The sequence below is a fragment of the cyanobacterium endosymbiont of Epithemia clementina EcSB genome, assembly GCF_029919255.1.
Classification (GTDB): domain Bacteria; phylum Cyanobacteriota; class Cyanobacteriia; order Cyanobacteriales; family Microcystaceae; genus Rippkaea.
In genome coordinates this window covers 2240720-2260862 of sequence record NZ_CP123991.1, presented here as the reverse complement: position 1 = coordinate 2260862, position 20143 = coordinate 2240720, and the positions used below count along the sequence as shown (strand labels likewise).

Annotated in this window: 21 protein-coding genes; 8 read left to right on the top strand and 13 right to left on the bottom strand. The window is 37.8% G+C overall.

Annotated features, from left to right (window positions below; translation table 11 throughout):
• Positions 1–504: 504 nt before the first annotated feature.
• Entirely contained in the window at positions 505–654 is a 150-nt protein-coding gene (locus P3F56_RS07585; RefSeq protein ID WP_281152289.1) for a hypothetical protein, read from the bottom strand.
• Between the two features lie 849 nt (positions 655–1503).
• Here P3F56_RS07585 and P3F56_RS07580 point away from each other — a divergent pair.
• Together P3F56_RS07580 and P3F56_RS07575 are read left to right on the top strand one after the other, a co-directional pair.
• Positions 1504–2466 carry a septal ring lytic transglycosylase RlpA family protein gene (locus P3F56_RS07580; protein ID WP_281152288.1) on the top strand — a complete coding sequence of 321 codons (963 nt, stop codon included), beginning with the start codon at positions 1504–1506 and terminating at the stop codon, positions 2464–2466.
• A gap of 153 nt (positions 2467–2619) precedes the next feature.
• On the top strand, positions 2620–4158 hold the full coding sequence (locus tag P3F56_RS07575) for a bifunctional pantoate--beta-alanine ligase/(d)CMP kinase (RefSeq protein WP_281152287.1): 1539 nt from the start codon (positions 2620–2622) through the stop codon (positions 4156–4158).
• A gap of 15 nt (positions 4159–4173) precedes the next feature.
• Here P3F56_RS07575 and P3F56_RS07570 read toward each other — a convergent pair whose 3' ends face one another.
• Positions 4174–5169: a LysR family transcriptional regulator gene (locus tag P3F56_RS07570; RefSeq protein ID WP_281152286.1), complete on the bottom strand. Its 996-nt coding sequence runs from the start codon at positions 5167–5169 to the stop codon at positions 4174–4176.
• A gap of 205 nt (positions 5170–5374) precedes the next feature.
• Between P3F56_RS07570 and P3F56_RS07565 the strand changes: the two genes are divergently transcribed.
• On the top strand, positions 5375–6091 hold the full coding sequence (locus P3F56_RS07565) for an NnrU family protein (protein WP_281152285.1): 717 nt from the start codon (positions 5375–5377) through the stop codon (positions 6089–6091).
• Positions 6092–7100: 1009 nt separating this feature from the next.
• Here P3F56_RS07565 and P3F56_RS07560 read toward each other — a convergent pair.
• From P3F56_RS07560 to P3F56_RS07550, 3 genes are all read right to left on the bottom strand, one after another.
• Entirely contained in the window at positions 7101–8105 is a 1005-nt protein-coding gene (locus tag P3F56_RS07560) for a glycosyltransferase family 2 protein (RefSeq protein ID WP_281152284.1), read from the bottom strand.
• Between the two features lie 20 nt (positions 8106–8125).
• Entirely contained in the window at positions 8126–9097 is a 972-nt protein-coding gene (locus tag P3F56_RS07555; protein WP_281152283.1) for a glycosyltransferase family 2 protein, read from the bottom strand.
• Between the two features lie 266 nt (positions 9098–9363).
• The gene (locus tag P3F56_RS07550) at positions 9364–10065 is read right to left on the bottom strand and encodes a phosphate ABC transporter permease (protein ID WP_281152282.1); all 702 of its coding nucleotides are present in this window, start codon (positions 10063–10065) and stop codon (positions 9364–9366) included.
• A 443-nt stretch (positions 10066–10508) separates the two neighbouring features.
• On the opposite strand from P3F56_RS07550, the gene P3F56_RS07545 reads away from it, so the two are divergent.
• Positions 10509–10700 carry a hypothetical protein gene (locus P3F56_RS07545; protein WP_281152281.1) on the top strand — a complete coding sequence of 64 codons (192 nt, stop codon included), beginning with the start codon at positions 10509–10511 and terminating at the stop codon, positions 10698–10700.
• 727 nt (positions 10701–11427) lie between these two features.
• Here the strand turns inward: P3F56_RS07545 and P3F56_RS07540 are convergent.
• The 8 genes from P3F56_RS07540 to cysE form a co-directional block, all read right to left on the bottom strand.
• A complete protein-coding gene (locus P3F56_RS07540) occupies positions 11428–11832 on the bottom strand; it encodes an ArsC/Spx/MgsR family protein (protein WP_281152280.1) in 405 nt (134 codons plus the stop codon).
• A 6-nt stretch (positions 11833–11838) separates the two neighbouring features.
• A complete protein-coding gene (locus P3F56_RS07535) occupies positions 11839–12390 on the bottom strand; it encodes a (2Fe-2S) ferredoxin domain-containing protein (protein ID WP_281152279.1) in 552 nt (183 codons plus the stop codon).
• A gap of 167 nt (positions 12391–12557) precedes the next feature.
• A complete protein-coding gene (nifT, locus tag P3F56_RS07530) occupies positions 12558–12758 on the bottom strand; it encodes a putative nitrogen fixation protein NifT (RefSeq protein ID WP_281152278.1) in 201 nt (66 codons plus the stop codon).
• A gap of 105 nt (positions 12759–12863) precedes the next feature.
• Positions 12864–13175 (bottom strand): nitrogen fixation protein NifZ, encoded by a 312-nt coding sequence (locus P3F56_RS07525; protein ID WP_281152277.1) that lies wholly within the window; start codon positions 13173–13175, stop codon positions 12864–12866.
• Complete coding sequence (nifV, locus tag P3F56_RS07520) at positions 13162–14295, bottom strand: homocitrate synthase (RefSeq protein WP_281152276.1); 1134 nt, start codon at positions 14293–14295, stop codon at positions 13162–13164. The genes P3F56_RS07525 and nifV overlap by 14 nt, the downstream gene beginning before the upstream one ends.
• Before the next feature lie 47 nt (positions 14296–14342).
• The gene (locus P3F56_RS07515; protein ID WP_281152275.1) at positions 14343–14555 is read right to left on the bottom strand and encodes a DUF2949 domain-containing protein; all 213 of its coding nucleotides are present in this window, start codon (positions 14553–14555) and stop codon (positions 14343–14345) included.
• Between the two features lie 107 nt (positions 14556–14662).
• Positions 14663–14941 carry an Asr1405/Asl0597 family protein gene (locus P3F56_RS07510; protein WP_119260540.1) on the bottom strand — a complete coding sequence of 93 codons (279 nt, stop codon included), beginning with the start codon at positions 14939–14941 and terminating at the stop codon, positions 14663–14665.
• A 15-nt stretch (positions 14942–14956) separates the two neighbouring features.
• A complete protein-coding gene (cysE, locus tag P3F56_RS07505) occupies positions 14957–15688 on the bottom strand; it encodes a serine O-acetyltransferase (protein WP_281152274.1) in 732 nt (243 codons plus the stop codon).
• Between the two features lie 1073 nt (positions 15689–16761).
• Between cysE and nifB the strand changes: the two genes are divergently transcribed.
• Genes nifB through nifS form a run of 4 tightly spaced genes read left to right on the top strand, consistent with a single transcriptional unit; the run spans position 16762 to position 20104 of the window.
• A complete protein-coding gene (gene nifB, locus P3F56_RS07500; protein ID WP_281152273.1) occupies positions 16762–18225 on the top strand; it encodes a nitrogenase cofactor biosynthesis protein NifB in 1464 nt (487 codons plus the stop codon).
• Positions 18226–18420, top strand: a complete 195-nt coding sequence (locus tag P3F56_RS07495) for a hypothetical protein (protein ID WP_281152272.1) — start codon at positions 18226–18228, stop codon at positions 18418–18420. It begins immediately after the preceding gene.
• Positions 18421–18443: 23 nt separating this feature from the next.
• Entirely contained in the window at positions 18444–18872 is a 429-nt protein-coding gene (locus tag P3F56_RS07490; RefSeq protein ID WP_281152271.1) for a hypothetical protein, read from the top strand.
• A gap of 29 nt (positions 18873–18901) precedes the next feature.
• Positions 18902–20104 (top strand): cysteine desulfurase NifS, encoded by a 1203-nt coding sequence (gene nifS / locus P3F56_RS07485; protein ID WP_281152270.1) that lies wholly within the window; start codon positions 18902–18904, stop codon positions 20102–20104.
• The last annotated feature ends 39 nt before the right edge of the window (positions 20105–20143 follow it).

Genomic DNA, 20143 nt, shown 5'->3' with positions numbered 1-20143 from the left:
AAAACTAGTTTTATAACTAATTATTTTTTTTAAAATACGTAATTTAGTAGTATTCTTGCATAGTATTTCTATTGATAAATTATATATTTTTTAGTCTAAAAATTTTAGTCTATTTATTTAGTCAATAATTTTTTGTCTTCTCAAGATAAATCTCTTATTTATTTTATTCTCATTTCTTTAAAGTTTAATTTTTCAAGATTATTGATATTGACTATTTTATAGTATATAGAATTTTTATTTAAACAATAGTCCAACAATTTCAACTGACTCATCCCACCACAATACCTTTCTAATTCCTCCTACTGTGGTTAAAGTTAAGTTAAAAACTAAATTAGGATAGTCTTCTCGACTATCCTAATTTAGTCAAAGCTATTTTTAAGGAAAGGAATATACCCAATTTTTGTGATTTTAAGCAGAAAAATTGGGTATATTCGTATTGTTTTCTGTTTCAGTTAATCGAATCTAGAGCTAACTCATGAGCTATCAATACTTGCCATCCTGGGTCTAAAGCCCGAATATAAAATGATCATCCTGAGATTTCTTGTTGGGGGTGATCGTTATCTTATCAACCATAATTCGGTTTAGTGGTAAGGTCCTAACGACAGTATTGATTTGTTGAAGGAGCACAGATAACCCTTGATTTAAGGTTGCCATTATTTCGATAATCTTGTTTGAGCTGTTCTTGATCAATATCTTTTATAACTATTTTAAATTCTAATAATTGAAGTTGTAACGATAAAAAACCTTAACTTAAATGACCTAATTATAATTATTTTTTGTCTGCAAGAATAGTCTCTTTTAAAGGTTAAATCAACTTAATCATTGATAATTATCTCTTAAAACTTCTTAAGATTTGTATAGCTTCTCTACTATGGAATTGTCCATTTATAGAACAATAAATGAAACAAATAAAACTAAAAATTTGTTTAACTTAAAATAAGGTAGTTTAATAATATTAACTTTTATAAAAGCGTCGGCTATTACCATCTTAGTTATAGCTCTTATAAGAAGTTACAAGAGCTATAAGTAGTGGAAGAGACAAAGTCACAGAAACAATAGTAACGTAGATTACATATAACTTAAAAAGTACCAAAATAAGCCACCATATTTTCAATCTCTAATACTTTTTATAAGTAAGACTTATTCGTTGTTAGTTTTTTAATGAGTTTAAAAAAAATTAAAATTAGAGCTACTTTAAAAAAATCTGTCAATGACTTATTGAAAATAATAATTAAACCTTCTAAGAATGATTTGATTTTTTAGAGATTGAATGAGTGGTAAAGCCTTCTTATCTCCTTAGATTGTTCAGCAATTAAGTATGACGCTCATCGACAATACTGAGTCAACTTGACTGACTTGACCACAATAATTGATCAAGTCGTTAATATAAAAATTTATTGATAGAAATCTACATAACTAATTATTAGAAAACACTCCCTAAAAAATTCGTGTTACCGTGTAACAGTTTAAATAAGTGTAAAGCAGTTCCGTGAGGAGTCAACATTGCCAAGTTCACTGAATTATCAAGGACTAGCAGCTATAGTATTAGCTACCAGTTTAGGGACACCACTCCTTTTATGGGGATCCTTAAATAGCTCAGTAGCGTTTTATTTGAGAGATCAAACTAATGACCAAAGAGAACTACCAAGGAAGGGGGCGATAACAACAATAGAAAGTTTCGATGAAAATGCGATAGTTACTCTCCATCCCCATCAGTGGAAATCTAAATTAGTTGTAACACTCAAAGTACGAACAATATCTATTCTCACTTTTATTGGGACAAAAACCGATCTTATCAAAATCAAAAACAGCGAAAATAGTTTTGAACAAGTCCAGGCTAACATCGATGTTATGAACCGGGCTAAAGCTGTTGCCAAACACCTAAACGAAGTGAGTCACAATGAACAATTTAACTCCGAAAATATCACTATTAGTACAAACGCTAAAGATAAATCCTACACAATCAAATTGAGTAATAAAGAACTTGTTACCATTGATGGTCAGACGATTTTATCCGACACTACTAACAATTTGGCAGCCGATGCGCTACAAGCTACAAATCGCCTACGCCGGTTGATGGGAGATGCCCTTCCCTTAAATGCAATTGCTAATATCCCCTCAGCTGCTCCAGAAGCGACAATAACAGGGGTTAAAGGACAAGTAACTAGTCTTCGTAAAGGAATGGCATCTTGGTACGGACCTGGATTTCACGGTCGCTTAACTGCTAATGGAGAACGGTACAATCAAAACGGTTTAACAGCAGCTCATAAAAATCTTCCTTTTGGAACGAGAGTTCGAGTGACTAACCTTAATAATGGTCGTTCAATAACCGTCCGTATTAATGATCGTGGTCCCTATGCCAGCGGACGGATAATTGATTTATCAAAAGGCGCAGCCCGAGTTATCGGTTTAATGGGAAGTGGTATAGCTCCAGTACAAATCGAAATTTTGGCACGTTTAAAATAATAATTGGTAATGAGTGAATAAAAACTTTTCCAATTACCGCAGCACACATTAAAGTGTTTGATATCAGTAAAAGCAACAGAAACCTTGGTGCAGTCAACTTTTGCTTCTTAATTTTATGTGTCCTAATCTACTCGTGATGACCTAATAATAAAAATGCGTATTTTTAAAACCGTGGCCGGGTTACGTGCCTATTTAAAAAATCAACCCTTTGAGCGATCTTTGGGCTTAGTTCCCACGATGGGAGCTTTACATCCTGGCCACATCAGTTTAATTTGTCGCGCTGTCACCGAAACTGATCTTGTGGTAGTTAGTATTTTCGTTAATCCTCTTCAGTTTGGGCCCCATGAGGACTTAGAACAATATCCCCGACAATGGGAGCAAGACTGTCAACTATGCAAAGAATTAGGAGTAAAGGTAGTATTTGCACCCACACCCCAAGAAATGGGCATGAAGAATAATCTTCAGAAGCCTACCACCACGGTAATCCCACCTCTGTCAATGATCTCTTCGTTGTGCGGAGCCTTTCGTCCTGGACATTTTCCAGGAGTTGCTACTATTATCACGAAACTATTGATCATTGTGAGTCCTGATGTCGCTTTTTTTGGAGAAAAAGATGCTCAACAACTCGCAATCATTAGGCAGTTAGTTAGAGACTTGAATTTACCAGTTACTATCAAAAGCTGTCCCATTGTCAGAGAACCGTCAGGACTAGCTTATAGTTCCCGCAATCAATATTTAAGTCAAGAAGAACGAAAACAAGCCTTAGCTTTGTTTAAAGGGCTCAAAAAGGTACAACAGGCTTTTGATGAGGGGGAACATACTGCAAAACAACTGCTCGATATTTTTCAGCAAGAATTGGGATTAAATCCTGGGGTTAAGATACAATATGTTTCCCTAGTAGATCCTGATACTTTAACTGTCCTAGACAAAATTGAAGATACTGGATTATTGGCAGTTGCAGCTTATGTTGGCTCAACCCGTCTAATTGATAATGTCATTCTTCGGGTTCGTAAACCTATTATTGCCATTGATGGACCGGCTGGTGCAGGAAAATCTACTGTTACCCGTCGAGTGGCTAAAGCCTTGAATTTACTTTATTTAGATACGGGAGCCATGTATCGGGCAATTGCTTGGCTGGTTAAACGTTCAGGAGTTTCTACTGATGCTCCTGAGGCGATTGCAGAATTAATTTCTCAGGCCACCTTAGAATTTATCTTCACAACAGACGACACACTTCCTCGTCTTAAGATAAATGGAGAAGATGTCACAGAAGTGATTCGCACTCCCGAAGTAACTGCCTTAGTCTCTGAAGTTTCTGCACAACGTGCTGTCCGGGATAAATTAGTCCGTTATCAGCAACAATTGGGGAAAAAAGGAGGAGTAGTTGCAGAAGGACGAGATATTGGAACCAATCTTTTTCCTGATGCCGACCTTAAAATTTTTTTGACAGCTTCAGTGGCCGAACGCGCCAGGCGGCGTTGGCAAGACTTTCAAGATCAAGGACACAATAGAATTACCTTAAAAGAACTTGAGCAAGAGATTGAAAAAAGGGATTATCTAGATAGTCATCGTTCTCTTGCTCCCTTACGTCAAGCCGTTGATGCTATTGCCATTAATACTGACGGGCTGACGATAGAAGAAGTCACTGATAAGATCATTTATCTTTATCATCGTTACAAAGCCTCACGTTGATTAATCATCCTTGAATTAGATTTTAGAGGCGGGTTCTTTTAACGAATTAGCAGCATTAGGGGAAATAAGTTCGAGATCTAAGGCTTCTTTATAGGTGGAGAATTCTGGTAGTATCTCCGTAATGAATGCTTCAGCTGCTTTTGAACGATAACGAGTTGGGTTGGTAATTACAGACAGAGTTCGCTGGACTTCTATATCTTTAATACGGCCAACATGAAGTTCTTTCATTTCCAATTCTTTCTTAACGGCTGTAATAGAAACAAACGCGACACCCAATCCTGCTTGAACCGCGTTTTTTATAGCTTCAATTGAGTTAAGTTCCATCTCGATTTTGAGACGTTTGGTATCGATATCACAGCGATTTAACACCTTATCTATTACTTTGCGAATGGTTGACTGGGAGTCCAAACCAATAAAATCAAGGCGGTATAAATCCTCTTTTTGAATCGTTTCTACCTTAGTCAAAGGATGGGAAACCGGTAAAATCAATGTTAATTCATCTTCAGCATAAGGACGGACTCTTAAAATTTCTTGAAGTTCAGTCGGAACTTCTCCCCCAATAATCGCTAAATCTACCTGTCCGTTTGCCACCCCCCAAGAAGTCCGTCGGGTTGAATGAACCTGGAGTTGCACTGAAACATCAGGATATTTTCGGTGAAACAAACCAATCATTCTAGGAAGAAGGTAAGTTCCCGTAGTTTGGGATGCTCCTACAGTCAGAGTTCCCCCTTGAAGATTTTGTAGATCTTCGATAACTCTACAGGTCTCTTGACATAAGGTAATAATTTTTTCGCTATAAGACAGCAGAAGATGTCCAGCTTCTGTCAATCGTGCTTTACGGCCACCTCGATCAAATAAGGGGACATTGAGTTGTTTTTCTAAATTTTGAACTTGGAGACTAACAGCTGGCTGAGAAACATATAAGGTGTCTGCCGCCCGTTTAAAACTCCCCTCAGAGGCGATAGCCTTGAGGATGCGGAGTTGATCTAATGTAAAGGGAATGTCTACCATAGGTTTATTAAAAAATAGGCAAGGAGTTAACCGAGAAGGCCATCTGAACTATTAACTTAACTTTGATGACGGGATGTCCTCAATAGGGGACACTTATCCCTACTGAGAACGACAGTAACATACGATGGGGATCAAAATCCTTTAGTATAGTTTTGATAGAGGTCTCAAACCTGACTTATTTTTTTAATCAAAAACAAAAATATTAATGAGTTTATCAACCTGGTTGACACCAAGTCATGGAATTATTTTGGGATTACTCTTAGGATTTGCTATTGTCCATAGTGGACTAGCAGCATTACGTCCTTGGGGAGAAAAAAAAATTGGACCGAGACTCTATCGTATTGTGTTTGTCTTGGTCAATATTCCCCTAGCGGTAGTTTTAATTATTTACTTTTTCAATCATCGTTATGATGGATTGATTCTATGGCAATTTCAACGATATCAGGTGGTTAAAGCTCTTGTTTGGCTTTTCAGTTTCATATCTTTTTTATTTCTGTATCCAGCTACTTTTAATCTTCTAGAAATCGCGGCAATCTCTAAACCCCAAGTTCATCTTTATGAAACAGGTATTCTTCGAATTTGTCGTCATCCTCAAATGGTTGGTCAAGTCATTTGGTGTATTGCTCATACCCTATGGCTAGGAACTACCTTTACTTTGGTAACATCATTAGGGTTAGTTACTCACCATTTATTTGCCGTGTGGCATGGAGACTATCGCCTCGAAAAGCGCTATGGAGAGGCTTTTATTGATGTTAAAAAACGGACTTCTATTGTTCCCTTTTTAGCTATTTTTGAGGGTCGTCAAACTCTAAAATTGCAGGAGTTTTTTAAACCAGCTTATCTAGGAATTCTTATTTTTGTGGGGTTATTATGGTGGAGACATCCTTGGTTAATACAAATGACCTCTCAAGTGAATTGGTGATTATTGATAGTGATTGAACTCGTTTCTAAACTATTTTCTAAAAAAAAGTAAAGACAATATTTTCTAGAATTTATGTTTTTTTCTATCCAATGCTTTAAAAAGATTAAGCTTAAAGGAGTGCAATGAGCTAATAAAAATTTTATCGGAAGTCGGATTCTCAAGAGCTGATTTAAAAGACTCTGATTCAAGTAATTATTTCTTAATTAAGGATAAAATAAATGGAGTAAAATTAAGAAAATATAATTTTTTTAACGCTAATTTTAGGTGAGCATAAGTTTAATTTGTTTGGATTGAAAAGAGAATAGGTTAAACAAGCAAATTTTGAACAAAAACAATTTATTCTCTAGTTTTTTATTGTGATTAGAATGAGAGACTACTCCTCAGAGAAGGAAAGAGGCCTACTAAAAAAGATAATTAACCCTGAATTTTTCTGCTCACTAGTAACGCCTACCAAAGACAAGGGAAATCTTTCCCAAAATTGAATTCTTCACCCATTCATCCCGGCTTAAGCATATATTTTGAGGGTAACAAAAGTCTATTAATTCAGACTTATTTTTTTCTATAGCAACATTAGGATAAGCTACAGCAGCTGCCTAAGCGACTTTATTATTCCAGGTTGAGTTATATAAAAGTAAGTCTTGAGCTAGTTGATTTAACTACTGATTCGGGGTATGGGTATGACGACTGAGCACGAGAGGAATTATTTCATCTTTACAAGTTTTGATAATCATATTATTCATCTGCGGATTCTTTCATGGTTTCTCCTGCTTAAGCGATTACAATTTCAATAGCTTCCTGTAACCAAAAGAAATTAACAGTTTAACTAGAGTAAGATTGACTTTTTTTAAAAAAATTATTGGGTTATTATCCAACACCCAGAAGAGCTTTATAAAGAAGAATTACCCAACATTTCTTTTGATTTTCATATAAAAGATTTTGAATAAACATTAAGTTTCTAAATCGTCTCTATGCTCATAATTTAATCCTAAAGATAGTTAATTTTAAATGGTTAGTCTTGGTGGTTACCTATGATTTCTCTCACCCTATAAATTGGACGTTTCTGTGATTCATGATAGGTTCGCATTACTAATTCGGCTAGCAATCCAAAACTCAACAACTGTACCCCAGTTAACACTAATAATACTGCTAAAATCAGCAAGGGACGGTGACCAATACTCTGCCCCAATGCTAATTTTAGAAAAATAAGATAACTCCCTAATGTTATCCCTAAAATAGTTGAACCAAGTCCAAATAATCCAAAAACATGCATAGGGCGAGTTAAATATTTCTTAATAAAGAAAACCGTTAATAAATCCATAACAACTCGAAAAGTTCGTCCTAACCCATATTTACTTTTCCCGTAACGGCGGGGGTGATGGGAAACAGGCAGCTCCGCAATTTTTGCTCCTTCAATATGAGCTAAAGCAGGTAAAAATCGATGTAATTCACCGTAAAGATTCATATCAGCGACTAATTCTGAACGATAGGCTTTTAAAGAACACCCATAGTCATGAAGATTGACCCCTGTTACTTTACCAATAATCCAATTAGCAATCTTAGAAGGAAGCAATCGAGTTAGGGTATTATCTTGTCGATTTTCTCGCCAACCATTGACTAGATCATAACCCTGATTTAACTTATTAATCAATCTCGGAATATCGATAGGATCATTTTGTAAATCTCCATCTAAGGTTACAATAATTTTTCCTTTTGCATATTTAAACCCGGCTGCCATTGCCGGTGTTTGTCCATAATTTCGACGTAAAATAATTGCTTTAAAGTTATTAAATTTTTGAGTTAATTCACTCAAGATCTGAGAAGATTTATCCTGAGAACCATCATCAATACAAATTACTTCATAAGATAAATTACAATTTGCTAAGATTGCAATAATTCTTCCAACTAACTGTTCAATGCTTTCTTCCTCATTAAAAATAGGAATTACAATTGACACTTCAGGAGTTGAAAAATTTTTATCAAGAGTTAAAGTCTCAGTAGGAAATGAAGGTTTCATCTAGATTCTCTGGGAAAAAATTAATCTAATTCTAGTAATGAATGAGATAAATATGCCATTCGTTTTACTTCACGACGACCCCTGGCAACCGAGTCTAAAATCATGCCACAGGTCAAGCTTAAAAAAGCTAGCAACATCATAGAAGTGGCTAAAATTGCAGTAGGAAATCTAGGAACTAACCCTGTTGCTAAATACTCCCCAAAAATAGGCAACCCTAAAAGAATTGAGATTAAAGCGAGAACAATAAAAACTAGTCCAAAAAACAAAAATGGTCGTGCTTCTTTAAATAAAAGGATAGCCGTCGCTAAAACTCGCCAACCATCCGTAAAAGTCTTTAACTTACTTTCTGAACCTGGTGGTCTGGACCCATATAGTGTATATTCTTCAGCAAAAGGAATCTTTAATTCTAAAGCGTGTACAGTAAATTCAGTTTCGATTTCAAAGCCACTCGATAGGGCCGGAAATGATTTAACAAAACGTCGAGAAAAAACACGATATCCTGATAACATATCTTTGAGTTGAGCCCCAAAAAGCAACTTAACCACACCTGTCAAAAAAAGATTTCCCTCGCGATGGCCTAAACGATAAGCTTCTTTATCTTCAATTGTAGAACGACGCGCACCCACTATCATATCAAGACGGTTTGTAATAAGTTGTTCAATGAGTCCTCCAATAGCAGAAACTTCATAAGTATTATCTCCATCGACTAATACATAAATATCTGCTTCAACATCAGCAAACATTCGTCTGATAACATTTCCTTTTCCTGGCTGTGGTTCACAGCGAATAATGGCTTTAGCGGCGTGGGCTCGTGCTATAGTGTCATCGGTAGACCGATTATCATAAACATAGATTGTCGCTTCTGGTAATTCTTGACGGAACTGTTTCACTACTTGAGCAATCGTTAATTCTTCATTACGACAGGGAATTAATACAGCAATTTTGTGATGAGTTAAAGGAAGTTTTGGGGATTTAATTCTGTGGTCTAACATAATGTTTGTAATCTTTTAAACTTATTTCATGAGTATACTTCCACTTTTAATTGAAGTTCCATTGTCTGGATTTTTATGATTATAATTTTAATTGGGTTTTTTATAAAATATTTTTTTGTTTCTTCTTAAAAAAGGAAATCTAGTTCAATTGTTTGTTAATAACACAGTCTCTAAGATTATTCAAAAGAAGAAAGTATTGAGTAAGTCCTTAGCTGAATAATTATTGATCAACTGATGACCTTAACATATTGTTTATAATTTTGCAGCTAACGTTTACGTCGTTGAACCCGATGAGGATGATGTCTTTTATACGTTTTTTTACCTTTTACTGCCCCTAGTTCATCACTCACCTGAGTAAAAACATCTCTTCGTAAATAGGGATATTCTCCTAACCAAAGATTATGTTGTGGGAGATAAACATCTGTAATTTTATCAATTATACTTAAATCTGACTGTTTTGATAAAACTACCATTTCTGCTATGTCTCCAGGGTTAATGACTTTATAAATTCGTTTAACTGGAGCTTTTATTCTAGCCCTGAACTGTTCGTTATCGCCAACTTCGAGATTAATTCGCCGTTCTCGGTTCTCAATAACAACTAATTCTCCGCGCTTGTTGACGGTTTGTTCTTCTCTAACAATTTCTTCTGTGAGATAGACATCTAATACTCGTCCTTGCCAAAATCCACTATAGGGAAAGCGACGATAACTGCTATTCTGTAAGTTTGCCCAGTAAATAGGACTCCACAGCCAATATAGTCCAGCAATAATGTCGAAAATAAGTTTAATGGTTACGCTTCCTGAACCTAGAAGTTTTCCAATTAGCCAGAAAGTAGTGAGAGCAACCACAGAGATCAATAACCGTCTTAAGACGTCCCGCGCTTTTCCCCAACAAGATGCATATTGTGTTCCCGTCGCAATAGCGGGAATAATTTTCTTAAGTGCTTGGCGAGTTAGAGGGATCAACATTTAAGTTTTGATAATTGGAAAATTATACAATTCCTGAACTAATTATTAATCTTAGATCGGTCCCAAGAATTAAACTGTTGTTTGAATAAGTGATTAACTCAGGAGAAATCCAATCTCTTTTAAAGATAACACTTCATTGAACAATCTATTTCACTTCAATCTAACATTAAAATATGATTTACTGATCTAGCTTAGTAATCATTATTTATACAATGTTTTGTGGAGTATGGAAAAGAGAATTTTAGTTGAAATAAATAATAATGTAATGAATTACACAGAATTATTTTAAATGTAACTAACGTTATATAAAACTAGCTAGATTTTCTACATAACTCCCCTTAAGTAGACAGTAAAACTCCGTACTCTTCTAGTATGTTGGGACTGACATCCCCCTTAAACTTTTTATAAAATAAAGGTAATCACAACAAGGTAAATAACTCACGATGTTAACGACTACTACCGAGATTATTAACCCCCGTAATTACATTATTGCTGCTACTAGTGTAATGTTTCTTAGTGTAGGATTAACAGAAGTTTTTAAAGAGACAACAACGATCGAACAAGATCTCTGTTACAATTACAAACGTGATATTAGTGCGGAATTAATAATTTATAATCAAACATTTGCTCGTTAGTTATATTAGTTTTAAAAATTGTTATATGATGACTAATGCAAAGGGTGGAGATATTAATTCAGCAGAGCGGGTCTTATCTATAAATTTAAAACATAATTTAAGCGTTATTGTTTGAAAATTCTATGTCAATAACAGTACTAAAAAGCTCTCTTGTTTAGCCCTGCTATTATGTCTTTGTCTATCAATAAGTAGACTTTTATATAAAGTCAATGTACATTGACTTCAATTGAAGATTGAACACTTTATATAGCTTTTATTCAACTTGGTTAACTTAATTTTGTTGAGTTTTACTATAATTATCTGTTTAGATTTCCATTTTTTAAAAAAGTTAATTTAATAGTTTTTAAAATTCTTATTTTAACTGTACTCTGCGACCTTAAGAACTTGACTTGTATAAAACTAAGTTGTTGATGTCTTCTAAACCTTGTAAAACAAGACTTTTATGCTTTGTTTATTGAAATTATTTGACAGTTAGCTCAGTAAATTTTATGTCTCTAAATTTATTCTAAACAAATTTATACAATGCATAAATAATCATAGCAAAAAACATTATGAGCTACGATCGTAGTTTATATAAAAATCAATAGTGTAAAGTGTCAAAAATTGGATTATTGAGCCGCTTAAACCTATCATTGCATTCTAATTTTAAATTTATTGGACTCCTTTTTTAGAAAATAAAAAAAGAGATGTGTTAAGTAACATCTCTAACTGCTTTATAAATAGTTAATTATTTGTGAGTATTAGGACAAGTTTCTAAATCCTCTATTTCTAGACTCAAACTATTTAAGCCAATCCAAGAGTCAATTTGTTCCACGTCAAATCCTACTTGAAAAACTTCTTTTACTTGAATAAGAGGACGACGAATCAATAGAGGATCAGCTATCATTAAATGAAGTGCTGTTTTCTCGTCTAATTGTCTTGGAATAATTTCTCCTGATTTAATTCGAGGTGCGGTAGGGTTGAACCATTCTTGAACAAGTCGATCACCAAAAAAAGGTCGTAATTTTTCCAAAGTCCAAGAGGTTGTTAACAAGTTATGAACATCTAGGGTATGACCTGCATTTTGGAGAATTTTTTTTTGCTTTGTATTGTTAATACAACCTGGTTTTTCGTAAAAAATAACATTAGCCATTTTTTCTTAGTCCATAGGAGCTAAATAATGATCACGAAGAAGATTTGCAATATTCTGAGGTCGGGGATTGCTGCATTTTTCTTTCCCAGGCATTAGAATTATATTGGGTGCTTTTTTGCAGCGTTTCTGACAACTCGTTTTTTGGATGGTTACAGAATCTTCTAACCCCAAACGACAGATAGTTTTTTGGAGTGCTTGATAAAGTTCTTCACTACCATTTTTAGCACAATCAGATTTATTACACAAAAGAATTTTTCCTTTTTTTGGACAACTCGGTGATCGATCTAAGCTATAACTCAATCGATTTACCTGAAATGCCTTGAGTTTAAAGTCATTAAAACTACCCTTAAATTTTTGTTTTCCTACAACCTGAATCCAATCACCAACAGCTAAACCATATCCTAAAGAACCGCGTAATTCCTTATCCAATTTAATATGTAACTCTTGGTCATTGAGCATTAATCGCAGAGACTTTAATTGGCCATTGGGTTTATTGATAAATCCAAGGAACTGGCCCTCTAATTGAAATGATAAAGATTGGTAATGCACTGAATCCATGACTAAATCCTCAATAATTTAGAGTCAATAATTCAGAGAACAAGAAAGTGAAGATAAAAACGAGACAAAAGAAAGAAAGAGATATTTTAACCTTCTTCTCTTGCCCTTCACTTTTCGTATTCTCTAAAGGAGTTACCTCTGTTTTATTCTCCAAAAACTAACAGTAATTACAGCTTTGTCGCTTCCATAGTTTGGGGTAACTTAGTATCATCAGTCAAGGTAGGAAACTTTAAATCCCAACCATTAGCCAAGGTTAAAACTTTCCCCCCATCTGCGGGGGTCTCGTTGACCACCACTTCCTCTAGGTCTTTTTTAGGAACGTAGACGGATAAACTACCCGCATCATTACGACTTAAAATAACTTTCATGAAATGACTCCTAAATAACAAAAAATGATAATCTAACACTAATATAGAAAGCAGAATTATAACTATTGAAAAATAGTTATAATTTTAACTTTTCTAGTGTATTACTCAATAGCTACTCGTTTCCGCTTTGCGACGTTCGAGGATTTCAGGATCCTCGGCTGATTCTAATTCTTTGCGGCGACATCCTACAACAAAGCCACTATCAATAAAATGCACCGCATAGATATAATAACTTTGTAGATAGGTTCCAATACCAACTACGTAGCCAACATCACCCTTTTTCGCTAAAGTTTGGCCAAGTTCTTTACCCGGAAATGTACCATCATTACGAATCATTTTCCGTAAGCGGACTTTTTCCTCCATTTGAAAAACTGGAGGATCGTTGAGTTCGATTTCGCCAGGATTATATAATCCCATGAGATATTCTCCTATGAGGTACTAAATTAAGTAATTCATCTACTGTTAAACTTCGTTTCATCTGAACTGACAAACTGCGCACCGCATCTAAGACAAATTGGGCTTCTTCACGATCTAAAGTAATGCCATGTTGTTTTAGCAAATTAGCAACTAGATGTCGTCCAGAATGCTTACCTACCACCAATTGTCTTTGCCAACCGATTTCTTCTGGGGCAAAGGGTTCATAGGTTCGGGGATTCTTGAGAACTCCGTGAGCATGAATACCTGATTCATGAGCGAAGGCATTATCTCCTACTACAGCCTTCCAAGGAGGAAGAGTGTGACCCGAGGCGGCAATGACCAATTGGGACAATTCCCTTAAATGACAAGTATTAATGCCCAAGTCCACCTGATAGAGATGCTTGAGGGCCATAATTATCTCTTCCAAAGCCGCATTCCCTGCCCGTTCTCCCAACCCATTAACGGTAGTATTTACGGAAGTAGCTCCCGCCTCGAGGCCAGCTAAAGCATTTGCTGTAGCTAAGCCAAAGTCGTTATGGGTATGGATCTCTACGGGGATTGATAACTCTTTGACTAAGTCACCGACTTTTTTCGTAGTGGTGACAGGATTTAGAATACCTACCGTATCGCAAAATCGAAAACGAGATGCTCCCCATCCCTGAGCAGCACAGGCAACCTCTAGCAAAAATTCTTCTGAAGCTCTAGAGGAATCTTCTGCTCCTACAGAAACAAACAAACCGTTATCCACGGCAAATTTAAGGGTATTCTCTAGACGGGCAAAAACTAGAGAGCGATTACCTTTGAACTTAGCTTCAATTTGCACATCAGACACGGGAACGGAGATATGAACTCGTTTGAGTCCACAAGCAAGGGAAGCTTCCACATCGGAGCGTACCGCTCGATTCCAGCCTAATAAGTCAGCCTTTAACCCTAGCTGGGTGATCTTAGTAATGGCTTCCGCTTCACTTCCTCCCATGGCCGGAATTCCTACCTCCAATTCGGGAATGCCCATAGCATCCATCAAACTAGCCAGAGATATTTTTTCTTCGGGAGTGAAAACAATACCAGCCGCCTGTTCTCCATCTCTGAGGGTGGTATCGTTAATACAAGTTTTGTCCATGGCTTAATGTCTCGACAACTATAGGTAATAACTTGCTAAGATGATGGTCAAGGGAACTGGAATTGAATCTGAGCATCAAGCCAGTCCCAAATTCGCTGAAGTTGTCCTCTAGAAATCAATCCATATTGCCATAGCAACATAGGAATAGGATCTCCTGGTTGTCGGCGATTGTTCAGAGCAACCGCTAGGTCATCGGAGGAAAGAGATAGTTCTTGTTGTAAAAACTGAGTGAATTCGTTAGAGATTGGATGGTCTTCCATGACAGCACTAAAAAACTAGTTATTCCGCAATCAGCCAACAGAGCTAGGTCTCAACGAGTTAAGGGCGTAAAAAACAAGACGGAAAAACAACAAGATGAAAAATATTCTCAACTGTTGTAGAATTGAGTTGAAAGGATATCCGCCGCTTCCCAGCAACGTCCAAGCCAGTCCACTAATTCTTGACGGGAGGCACTCGCTTGGTAGACGGTGCTACGCAGAAGAATGGCATCAATGCCGTGTTCAATTTCCACCCACAAAGACCCGTCATCGGGACACCAACAGGGAATCATCAGTTCTTCAAGGCGACGATGGAGTAACCAGCGTTCACATCGAGAAACCTTCGCAACTTGGCTGATCAACGCATCGGGACGAGATGATCTAATCATAATGGTAGAGTAGGGTTAGGATAGGTTTTGTATCTTTTGTTCCAATTGCTCAATTCGGTCTAACAAGGTCCGAATAACTTGTGCTTCTACATCGGGCAACTTGCCATGTTCCAAAGGACAGCCACGACCACTGCGGGAAATAATTCGACCTGGCACACCAACTACAGTACAGTCGCTAGGGACATCTCTTAGAACAATCGAACCAGCTCCGATACGAACATGATCACCGATAGCAATATTTCCTAAAACTTTAGCTCCCGCTCCCACCACCACGTTATTGCCGAGGGTAGGATGACGTTTACCGAGTTCTTTTCCAGTACCGCCTAGGGTAACGTTTTGATAAATTAAACAATAGTCACCGACAATGGTAGTTTCTCCGATAACTACCCCCATGCCGTGATCGATAAAAATTCCTTGTCCGAGAGTTGCCCCCGGATGAATTTCAATACCTGTAAAAAATCTACCTAAATGGGAAAGAAAGCGTGGAAGAAAGGGTATTTCGTAATGCCACAGCCAGTGAGAAATACGATGTAAAACTAAGGCGTGTAACCCGGGATAGCAACATAGCACCTCTAACCAATTGCGGGCGGCTGGATCACGGGCAAAGATAATTTGAAAGTCTTCCCAAAGAGTTTTTAACGGTAATCGAGTCGGATGGGAAGGTGCCGACAAAGTCGTGACCGAGATGTTTGGGGGATTATCTCGACCCTCAGAACGGTTGTCTCTAAGCGGGATGGATCCAAACATTGAATTCCGTGATTCTACATAGACCTAGTTGTTATGCTTATACCAAGTTACCCTAAACTGTCTAAGACGATTGGGGTGAGTCAAATTACTTAATATTAATCATTAGTGTACTCAAAATCTTAGCAAGCTTACATTTTCAATGTTTACACCGTTAATAATTTTTTTTTTGAGTATGGGGTACTAGTATTTCTGGTGCATTGTTTATGTATTTATAGGTAGGGGTAAAAGCATTTATGTACTCAATCTAAACATCAATCAGGGTAAGGATTTAACCCCTATAAAAAGAAAATTTAAAGACATCATCTAAAGAACTCAAGAATTGATCGTTAGTTAACGGTTAAATCCCTTATGAAATAAGGGATTTAGAGATTTTGATGTACAAGAGTTAGGGTAGATATAAGTTAAAGTCAACTTTATCTTAAAAAAAGTGTTACGTTAGATACAGAATTGAATTCCGTAACAGCACTGGAGGAGCTTCAGAAGGCTTACTCCGGTTTTTTATAGTAGTAGAGGAGTAAAAAAAGATAACAAAAAGAGACCCAAATATGCGGGGAGGAAAGCAAAGCGGAAAAAATATATCAACATATATCAACTTTTTTTGCTGGAAAGTCTATTGTCTTTTGTTCTCGGTCAAGGATAATTGAGTACAAAATACAAGAGAAATCACGAAGAGCTTAACCATCCAGGAATGGGCCTTAATTCTTTTCCAGTGAGGGTTTTGTCCTGAGTACATAAATGATCGTATCCCCTAAAAAAAATACTTAGACCTAGTAGTAAAAATACTAGCACCATGACCCCATAAAAAAAAATAACATGTGTCAGTATAGCGTGGGAAAGCAGTTTCAGCATTTGAGTACTTTTTAATAAACTTAATAAATCCCAACTCAGCTGTCTAAATCGAGAACTGCTGAAGAAGGTGGTATAACTTGCATAGACACCAAGGACGAAAATTCATCGTTTTTGACTCTTGTTGTGATAAGTTCCAGCAAGCAACTGAAGCACCAAATGCTCTTAGAAATGCTCTTAGATGCTCTTAAGTCATTTTTTAGCCACCTCTTACTCCACGGAATTCAATGTTACAATCAACCGGTCTAACTAACTCTGACTCATCAGCGGCCAAGACAGCAACCCCGTCTACCCCAAAAGTTTCGGTCCCATGCGGCTGCGGTCCCTCTGCCTCTCAAGCAGCTGTTCCTAAAAACATTCAGGAACGGATTGCTAAACACCCTTGTTATAGTGAGGACGCACACCATCACTATGCTAGATTGCACGTGGCAGTTGCCCCTGCTTGCAACATTCAATGTAACTATTGTAACCGAAAGTATGATTGCGCTAACGAAAGCCGTCCGGGAGTAGTTAGTGAAGTTCTAACCCCTGAAGAAGCTGCCCACAAGGCCTTAGTCATTGCTGGAAAGATTCCTCAAATGACCGTGTTGGGCATTGCAGGTCCCGGTGATCCATTGGCAAACCCCAAGCATACTTTCCGTACCTTTGAGCTGGTAGCTGAGCAAGCCCCTGATATTAAATTGTGTCTGTCAAGCAACGGCTTGATGTTGACGGAGTATATTGATAAGATCAAAGAACTAAAAATCGATCATGTTACCCTAACCATTAATATGATTGACCCCAAGATTGGGGAAAAAATCTATCCTTGGGTACGTTACAATCGTAAGCGTTACAAAGGAATTGAGGGTGTCAGAATCCTTCATGAGAAGCAGATGGAGGCTCTCGACGCCCTTAGAGAGGCAGACATCCTTTGCAAGGTCAACTCGGTCATGATCCCTGGGGTTAATGATCAACACCTGGCAGAAGTTAACGAGGTTATTCGTTCTAAGGGTGCATTTCTTCATAATATCATGCCTTTAATCAGTGCGCCTGAACATGGAACTCACTTTGGGTTAACCGGACAACGCGGTCCTAGCCCGAAGGAGCTTAAAGCGGTTCAAGACAGTTGTTCTGGCAACATGAAAATGATGCGTCACTGTCGTCAATGTCGTGCAGACGCAGTAGGACTCTTAGGAGAAGACCGTTCTCAGGAGTTCACAAAAGACAAATTCCTTGAAATGACACCTGAATATGATCTAGCTGCCCGTCAAGAAGTCCACGAAGGTATCGAGAAATTCACCGCCGAGGTAAAGGCTGCTCAAGCCGCCAAAATTGCTAAAACTGTCAAAAAAGGTCCTAAGATTCTCCTAGCGGTAGCAACTAAAGGGAACCGTCTAGTAAACCAACATTTTGGCCACGCCAAAGAATTTCAAATCTTTGAAGTTGATGGTGCAGATGTTAAATTCGTAGCTCATCGCAAAGTCGACCATTATTGCCAAACTGGGTACGGCGAGAAAGCAACTCTCGAACATATCATCGAAACTATTGCTGATTGCAAAGGAGTGCTCGCTTCTAAGATTGGTCTTTGCCCTCAAGAGGAATTGCGTAAGGCTGGTTTAGAACCCTTTGAGGCTTATGATGTTATTGACAAAGTGGCCCTAGATTTTTACGAGCAGTTTACACAGTCTAACGAATCGATGGGAGTATTGTAGATGATGAATTCTGTTATTATCACTCCTGTAAGAGCTTCTGCCGTTTCCTCGGTAACTGCTGTGGGTCATCAGTCTAGTGATAACACTCAAAGTACCTGTTATAGTTGCGTCGATGACCACCGCATTCCCCCCTGTGCTGGGTTTTCCCAAGATTACAGTTGTTTACCCAATTTAGGCAGCGACCGGCAGGCCTAAATTGAACTAGCAAGGGTAGTGTCATGAGTTATGTCATAACATCTGAATCTATTGTCCGTAATCGCTGTAGTGTTGGATGTCCCACTAATGCTACCTCCTTCGATCAGGGTGTTTTGCTCATCGACTCTACCACTTGTAACCATTATCGGGGCTGCTACAAGTCCCTCCAGTATGCTGCTGTACGTCCTGCCGACACAGACTGTTCACCCAGTAACCCTCGCGGTTCTTTAGCATCAGACCCACCACAGGCTGATTATTGGGAGAAGTGGTTCAGTCGTTATAAAACTTTACTAAAATGGCTTGAAATCAAATCAAGGCAAGCCCTATCGGGAACACTGGCTTCGACGTCTATTCTCAAAAATGAGCTCTCTTGTTATTCCAAGGCGCGATTGGGATTTAACTCAGATTTCAACATCTGTCTGCTTCCTTTTACTGAACTGCTAGTTGCTTGATCACGGAATTTATTTATGGGTACTTTGCGATGAAAGACTGTGTATATCTCGACAATAACGCTACTACACAAGTTGACGAAGAAGTTCTCGCAGCCATGCTGCCCTATCTAACCACTTATTATGGTAACCCATCTAGTATGCATACCTTTGGTGGGCAAGCAGGACTCGCGGTTAAAACCGGTAGAGAACAAGTTGCTTCCTTGTTAGGTGCAGAACCTTCTGAAATCATTTTTACTAGTTGTGGAACTGAAGGAGATAATGCCGCCATTCATGCTGCCCTTCTAGCTCAACCCAACAAACGTCACATCATTACCAGTAAGGTCGAACACCCGGCAGTTCTTAATCTCTGCAAAAGTTTAGAACGTAAAAACTATACTGTCACTTACCTATCGGTTGATGATCAAGGGCAGTTAGACATTTCGGAGTTTGAGGCATCTCTGACCCAAGACACAGCGTTAGTCACTTTGATGTATGCTAACAATGAGACCGGCGTTATTTTTCCCATAGAACAAGTTGGACAACTGGCGAAGAAGTACGAAGCAATATTTCACGTTGATGCGGTGCAAGCGGTAGGAAAAATCTCCCTCAATATGCGGGAAAGCACCATTGATATGTTGACCCTTTCTGGCCATAAAATTCATGCTCCCAAAGGCATTGGGGCTTTATATGTGCGTCGTGGTACGAGATTTCGCCCTCTACTAATTGGTGGGCATCAAGAAAGGGGTCGTCGTGGAGGAACCGAAAACGTCCCTAGTATTGTCGCCCTAGGAAAAGCGGCTGAGTTAGCTGAGTCGCATTTGATTATGGGAACCGGGGAAAAGGAGTTACGAGATTATTTAGAACAAACCATACTAACAACTATTCCCGATACCGTGCTTAATGGTCATGCCGTGCAAAGGCTCCCCAACACCTCAAATATTGGCTTTAAATTTATCGAGGGAGAAGCTATTCTTTTATCCCTAAATCAACATGGTATCTGTGCCTCATCTGGTTCTGCCTGCACCTCCGGGTCTTTAGAACCGTCTCATGTATTGCGGGCAATGGGACTTCCCTATACAGTGCTTCACGGCTCTATTCGCTTTAGTTTGTCTCGTTTTACCAGTCAAGATCAAATTCAGAAGGTACTTGAAGTGCTGCCGGGAATTATTGATCGCCTCCGTGCCTTGTCTCCGTTCACTAGCGATGATGCCGGTTGGCTCGTCGAACGAAAACAGGCAGCCTTAGCTAAATAGTAAATATTCACTAGAAAATGACTATAGACTCTTCATTAG

Excerpts from the sequence above, each read along its gene's own strand:
- P3F56_RS07585 (WP_281152289.1), bottom strand. The coding sequence starts at position 654 with ATGGCAACCTTAAATCAAGGGTTATCTGTGCTCCTTCAACAAATCAAT.
- P3F56_RS07575 (WP_281152287.1), top strand. The coding sequence starts at position 2,620 with ATGCGTATTTTTAAAACCGTGGCCGGGTTACGTGCCTATTTAAAAAAT.
- P3F56_RS07570 (WP_281152286.1), bottom strand. The coding sequence starts at position 5,169 with ATGGTAGACATTCCCTTTACATTAGATCAACTCCGCATCCTCAAGGCT.
- P3F56_RS07565 (WP_281152285.1), top strand. The coding sequence starts at position 5,375 with ATGAGTTTATCAACCTGGTTGACACCAAGTCATGGAATTATTTTGGGA.
- P3F56_RS07560 (WP_281152284.1), bottom strand. The coding sequence starts at position 8,105 with ATGAAACCTTCATTTCCTACTGAGACTTTAACTCTTGATAAAAATTTT.
- P3F56_RS07555 (WP_281152283.1), bottom strand. The coding sequence starts at position 9,097 with ATGTTAGACCACAGAATTAAATCCCCAAAACTTCCTTTAACTCATCAC.
- P3F56_RS07550 (WP_281152282.1), bottom strand. The coding sequence starts at position 10,065 with ATGTTGATCCCTCTAACTCGCCAAGCACTTAAGAAAATTATTCCCGCT.
- P3F56_RS07545 (WP_281152281.1), top strand. The coding sequence starts at position 10,509 with ATGTTAACGACTACTACCGAGATTATTAACCCCCGTAATTACATTATT.
- P3F56_RS07540 (WP_281152280.1), bottom strand. The coding sequence starts at position 11,832 with ATGGCTAATGTTATTTTTTACGAAAAACCAGGTTGTATTAACAATACA.
- P3F56_RS07535 (WP_281152279.1), bottom strand. The coding sequence starts at position 12,390 with ATGGATTCAGTGCATTACCAATCTTTATCATTTCAATTAGAGGGCCAG.
- nifT (WP_281152278.1), bottom strand. The coding sequence starts at position 12,758 with ATGAAAGTTATTTTAAGTCGTAATGATGCGGGTAGTTTATCCGTCTAC.
- P3F56_RS07525 (WP_281152277.1), bottom strand. The coding sequence starts at position 13,175 with ATGGGATTATATAATCCTGGCGAAATCGAACTCAACGATCCTCCAGTT.
- nifV (WP_281152276.1), bottom strand. The coding sequence starts at position 14,295 with ATGGACAAAACTTGTATTAACGATACCACCCTCAGAGATGGAGAACAG.
- P3F56_RS07515 (WP_281152275.1), bottom strand. The coding sequence starts at position 14,555 with ATGGAAGACCATCCAATCTCTAACGAATTCACTCAGTTTTTACAACAA.
- P3F56_RS07510 (WP_119260540.1), bottom strand. The coding sequence starts at position 14,941 with ATGATTAGATCATCTCGTCCCGATGCGTTGATCAGCCAAGTTGCGAAG.
- cysE (WP_281152274.1), bottom strand. The coding sequence starts at position 15,688 with ATGTTTGGATCCATCCCGCTTAGAGACAACCGTTCTGAGGGTCGAGAT.
- nifB (WP_281152273.1), top strand. The coding sequence starts at position 16,762 with ATGTTACAATCAACCGGTCTAACTAACTCTGACTCATCAGCGGCCAAG.
- P3F56_RS07495 (WP_281152272.1), top strand. The coding sequence starts at position 18,226 with ATGATGAATTCTGTTATTATCACTCCTGTAAGAGCTTCTGCCGTTTCC.
- P3F56_RS07490 (WP_281152271.1), top strand. The coding sequence starts at position 18,444 with ATGAGTTATGTCATAACATCTGAATCTATTGTCCGTAATCGCTGTAGT.
- nifS (WP_281152270.1), top strand. The coding sequence starts at position 18,902 with ATGAAAGACTGTGTATATCTCGACAATAACGCTACTACACAAGTTGAC.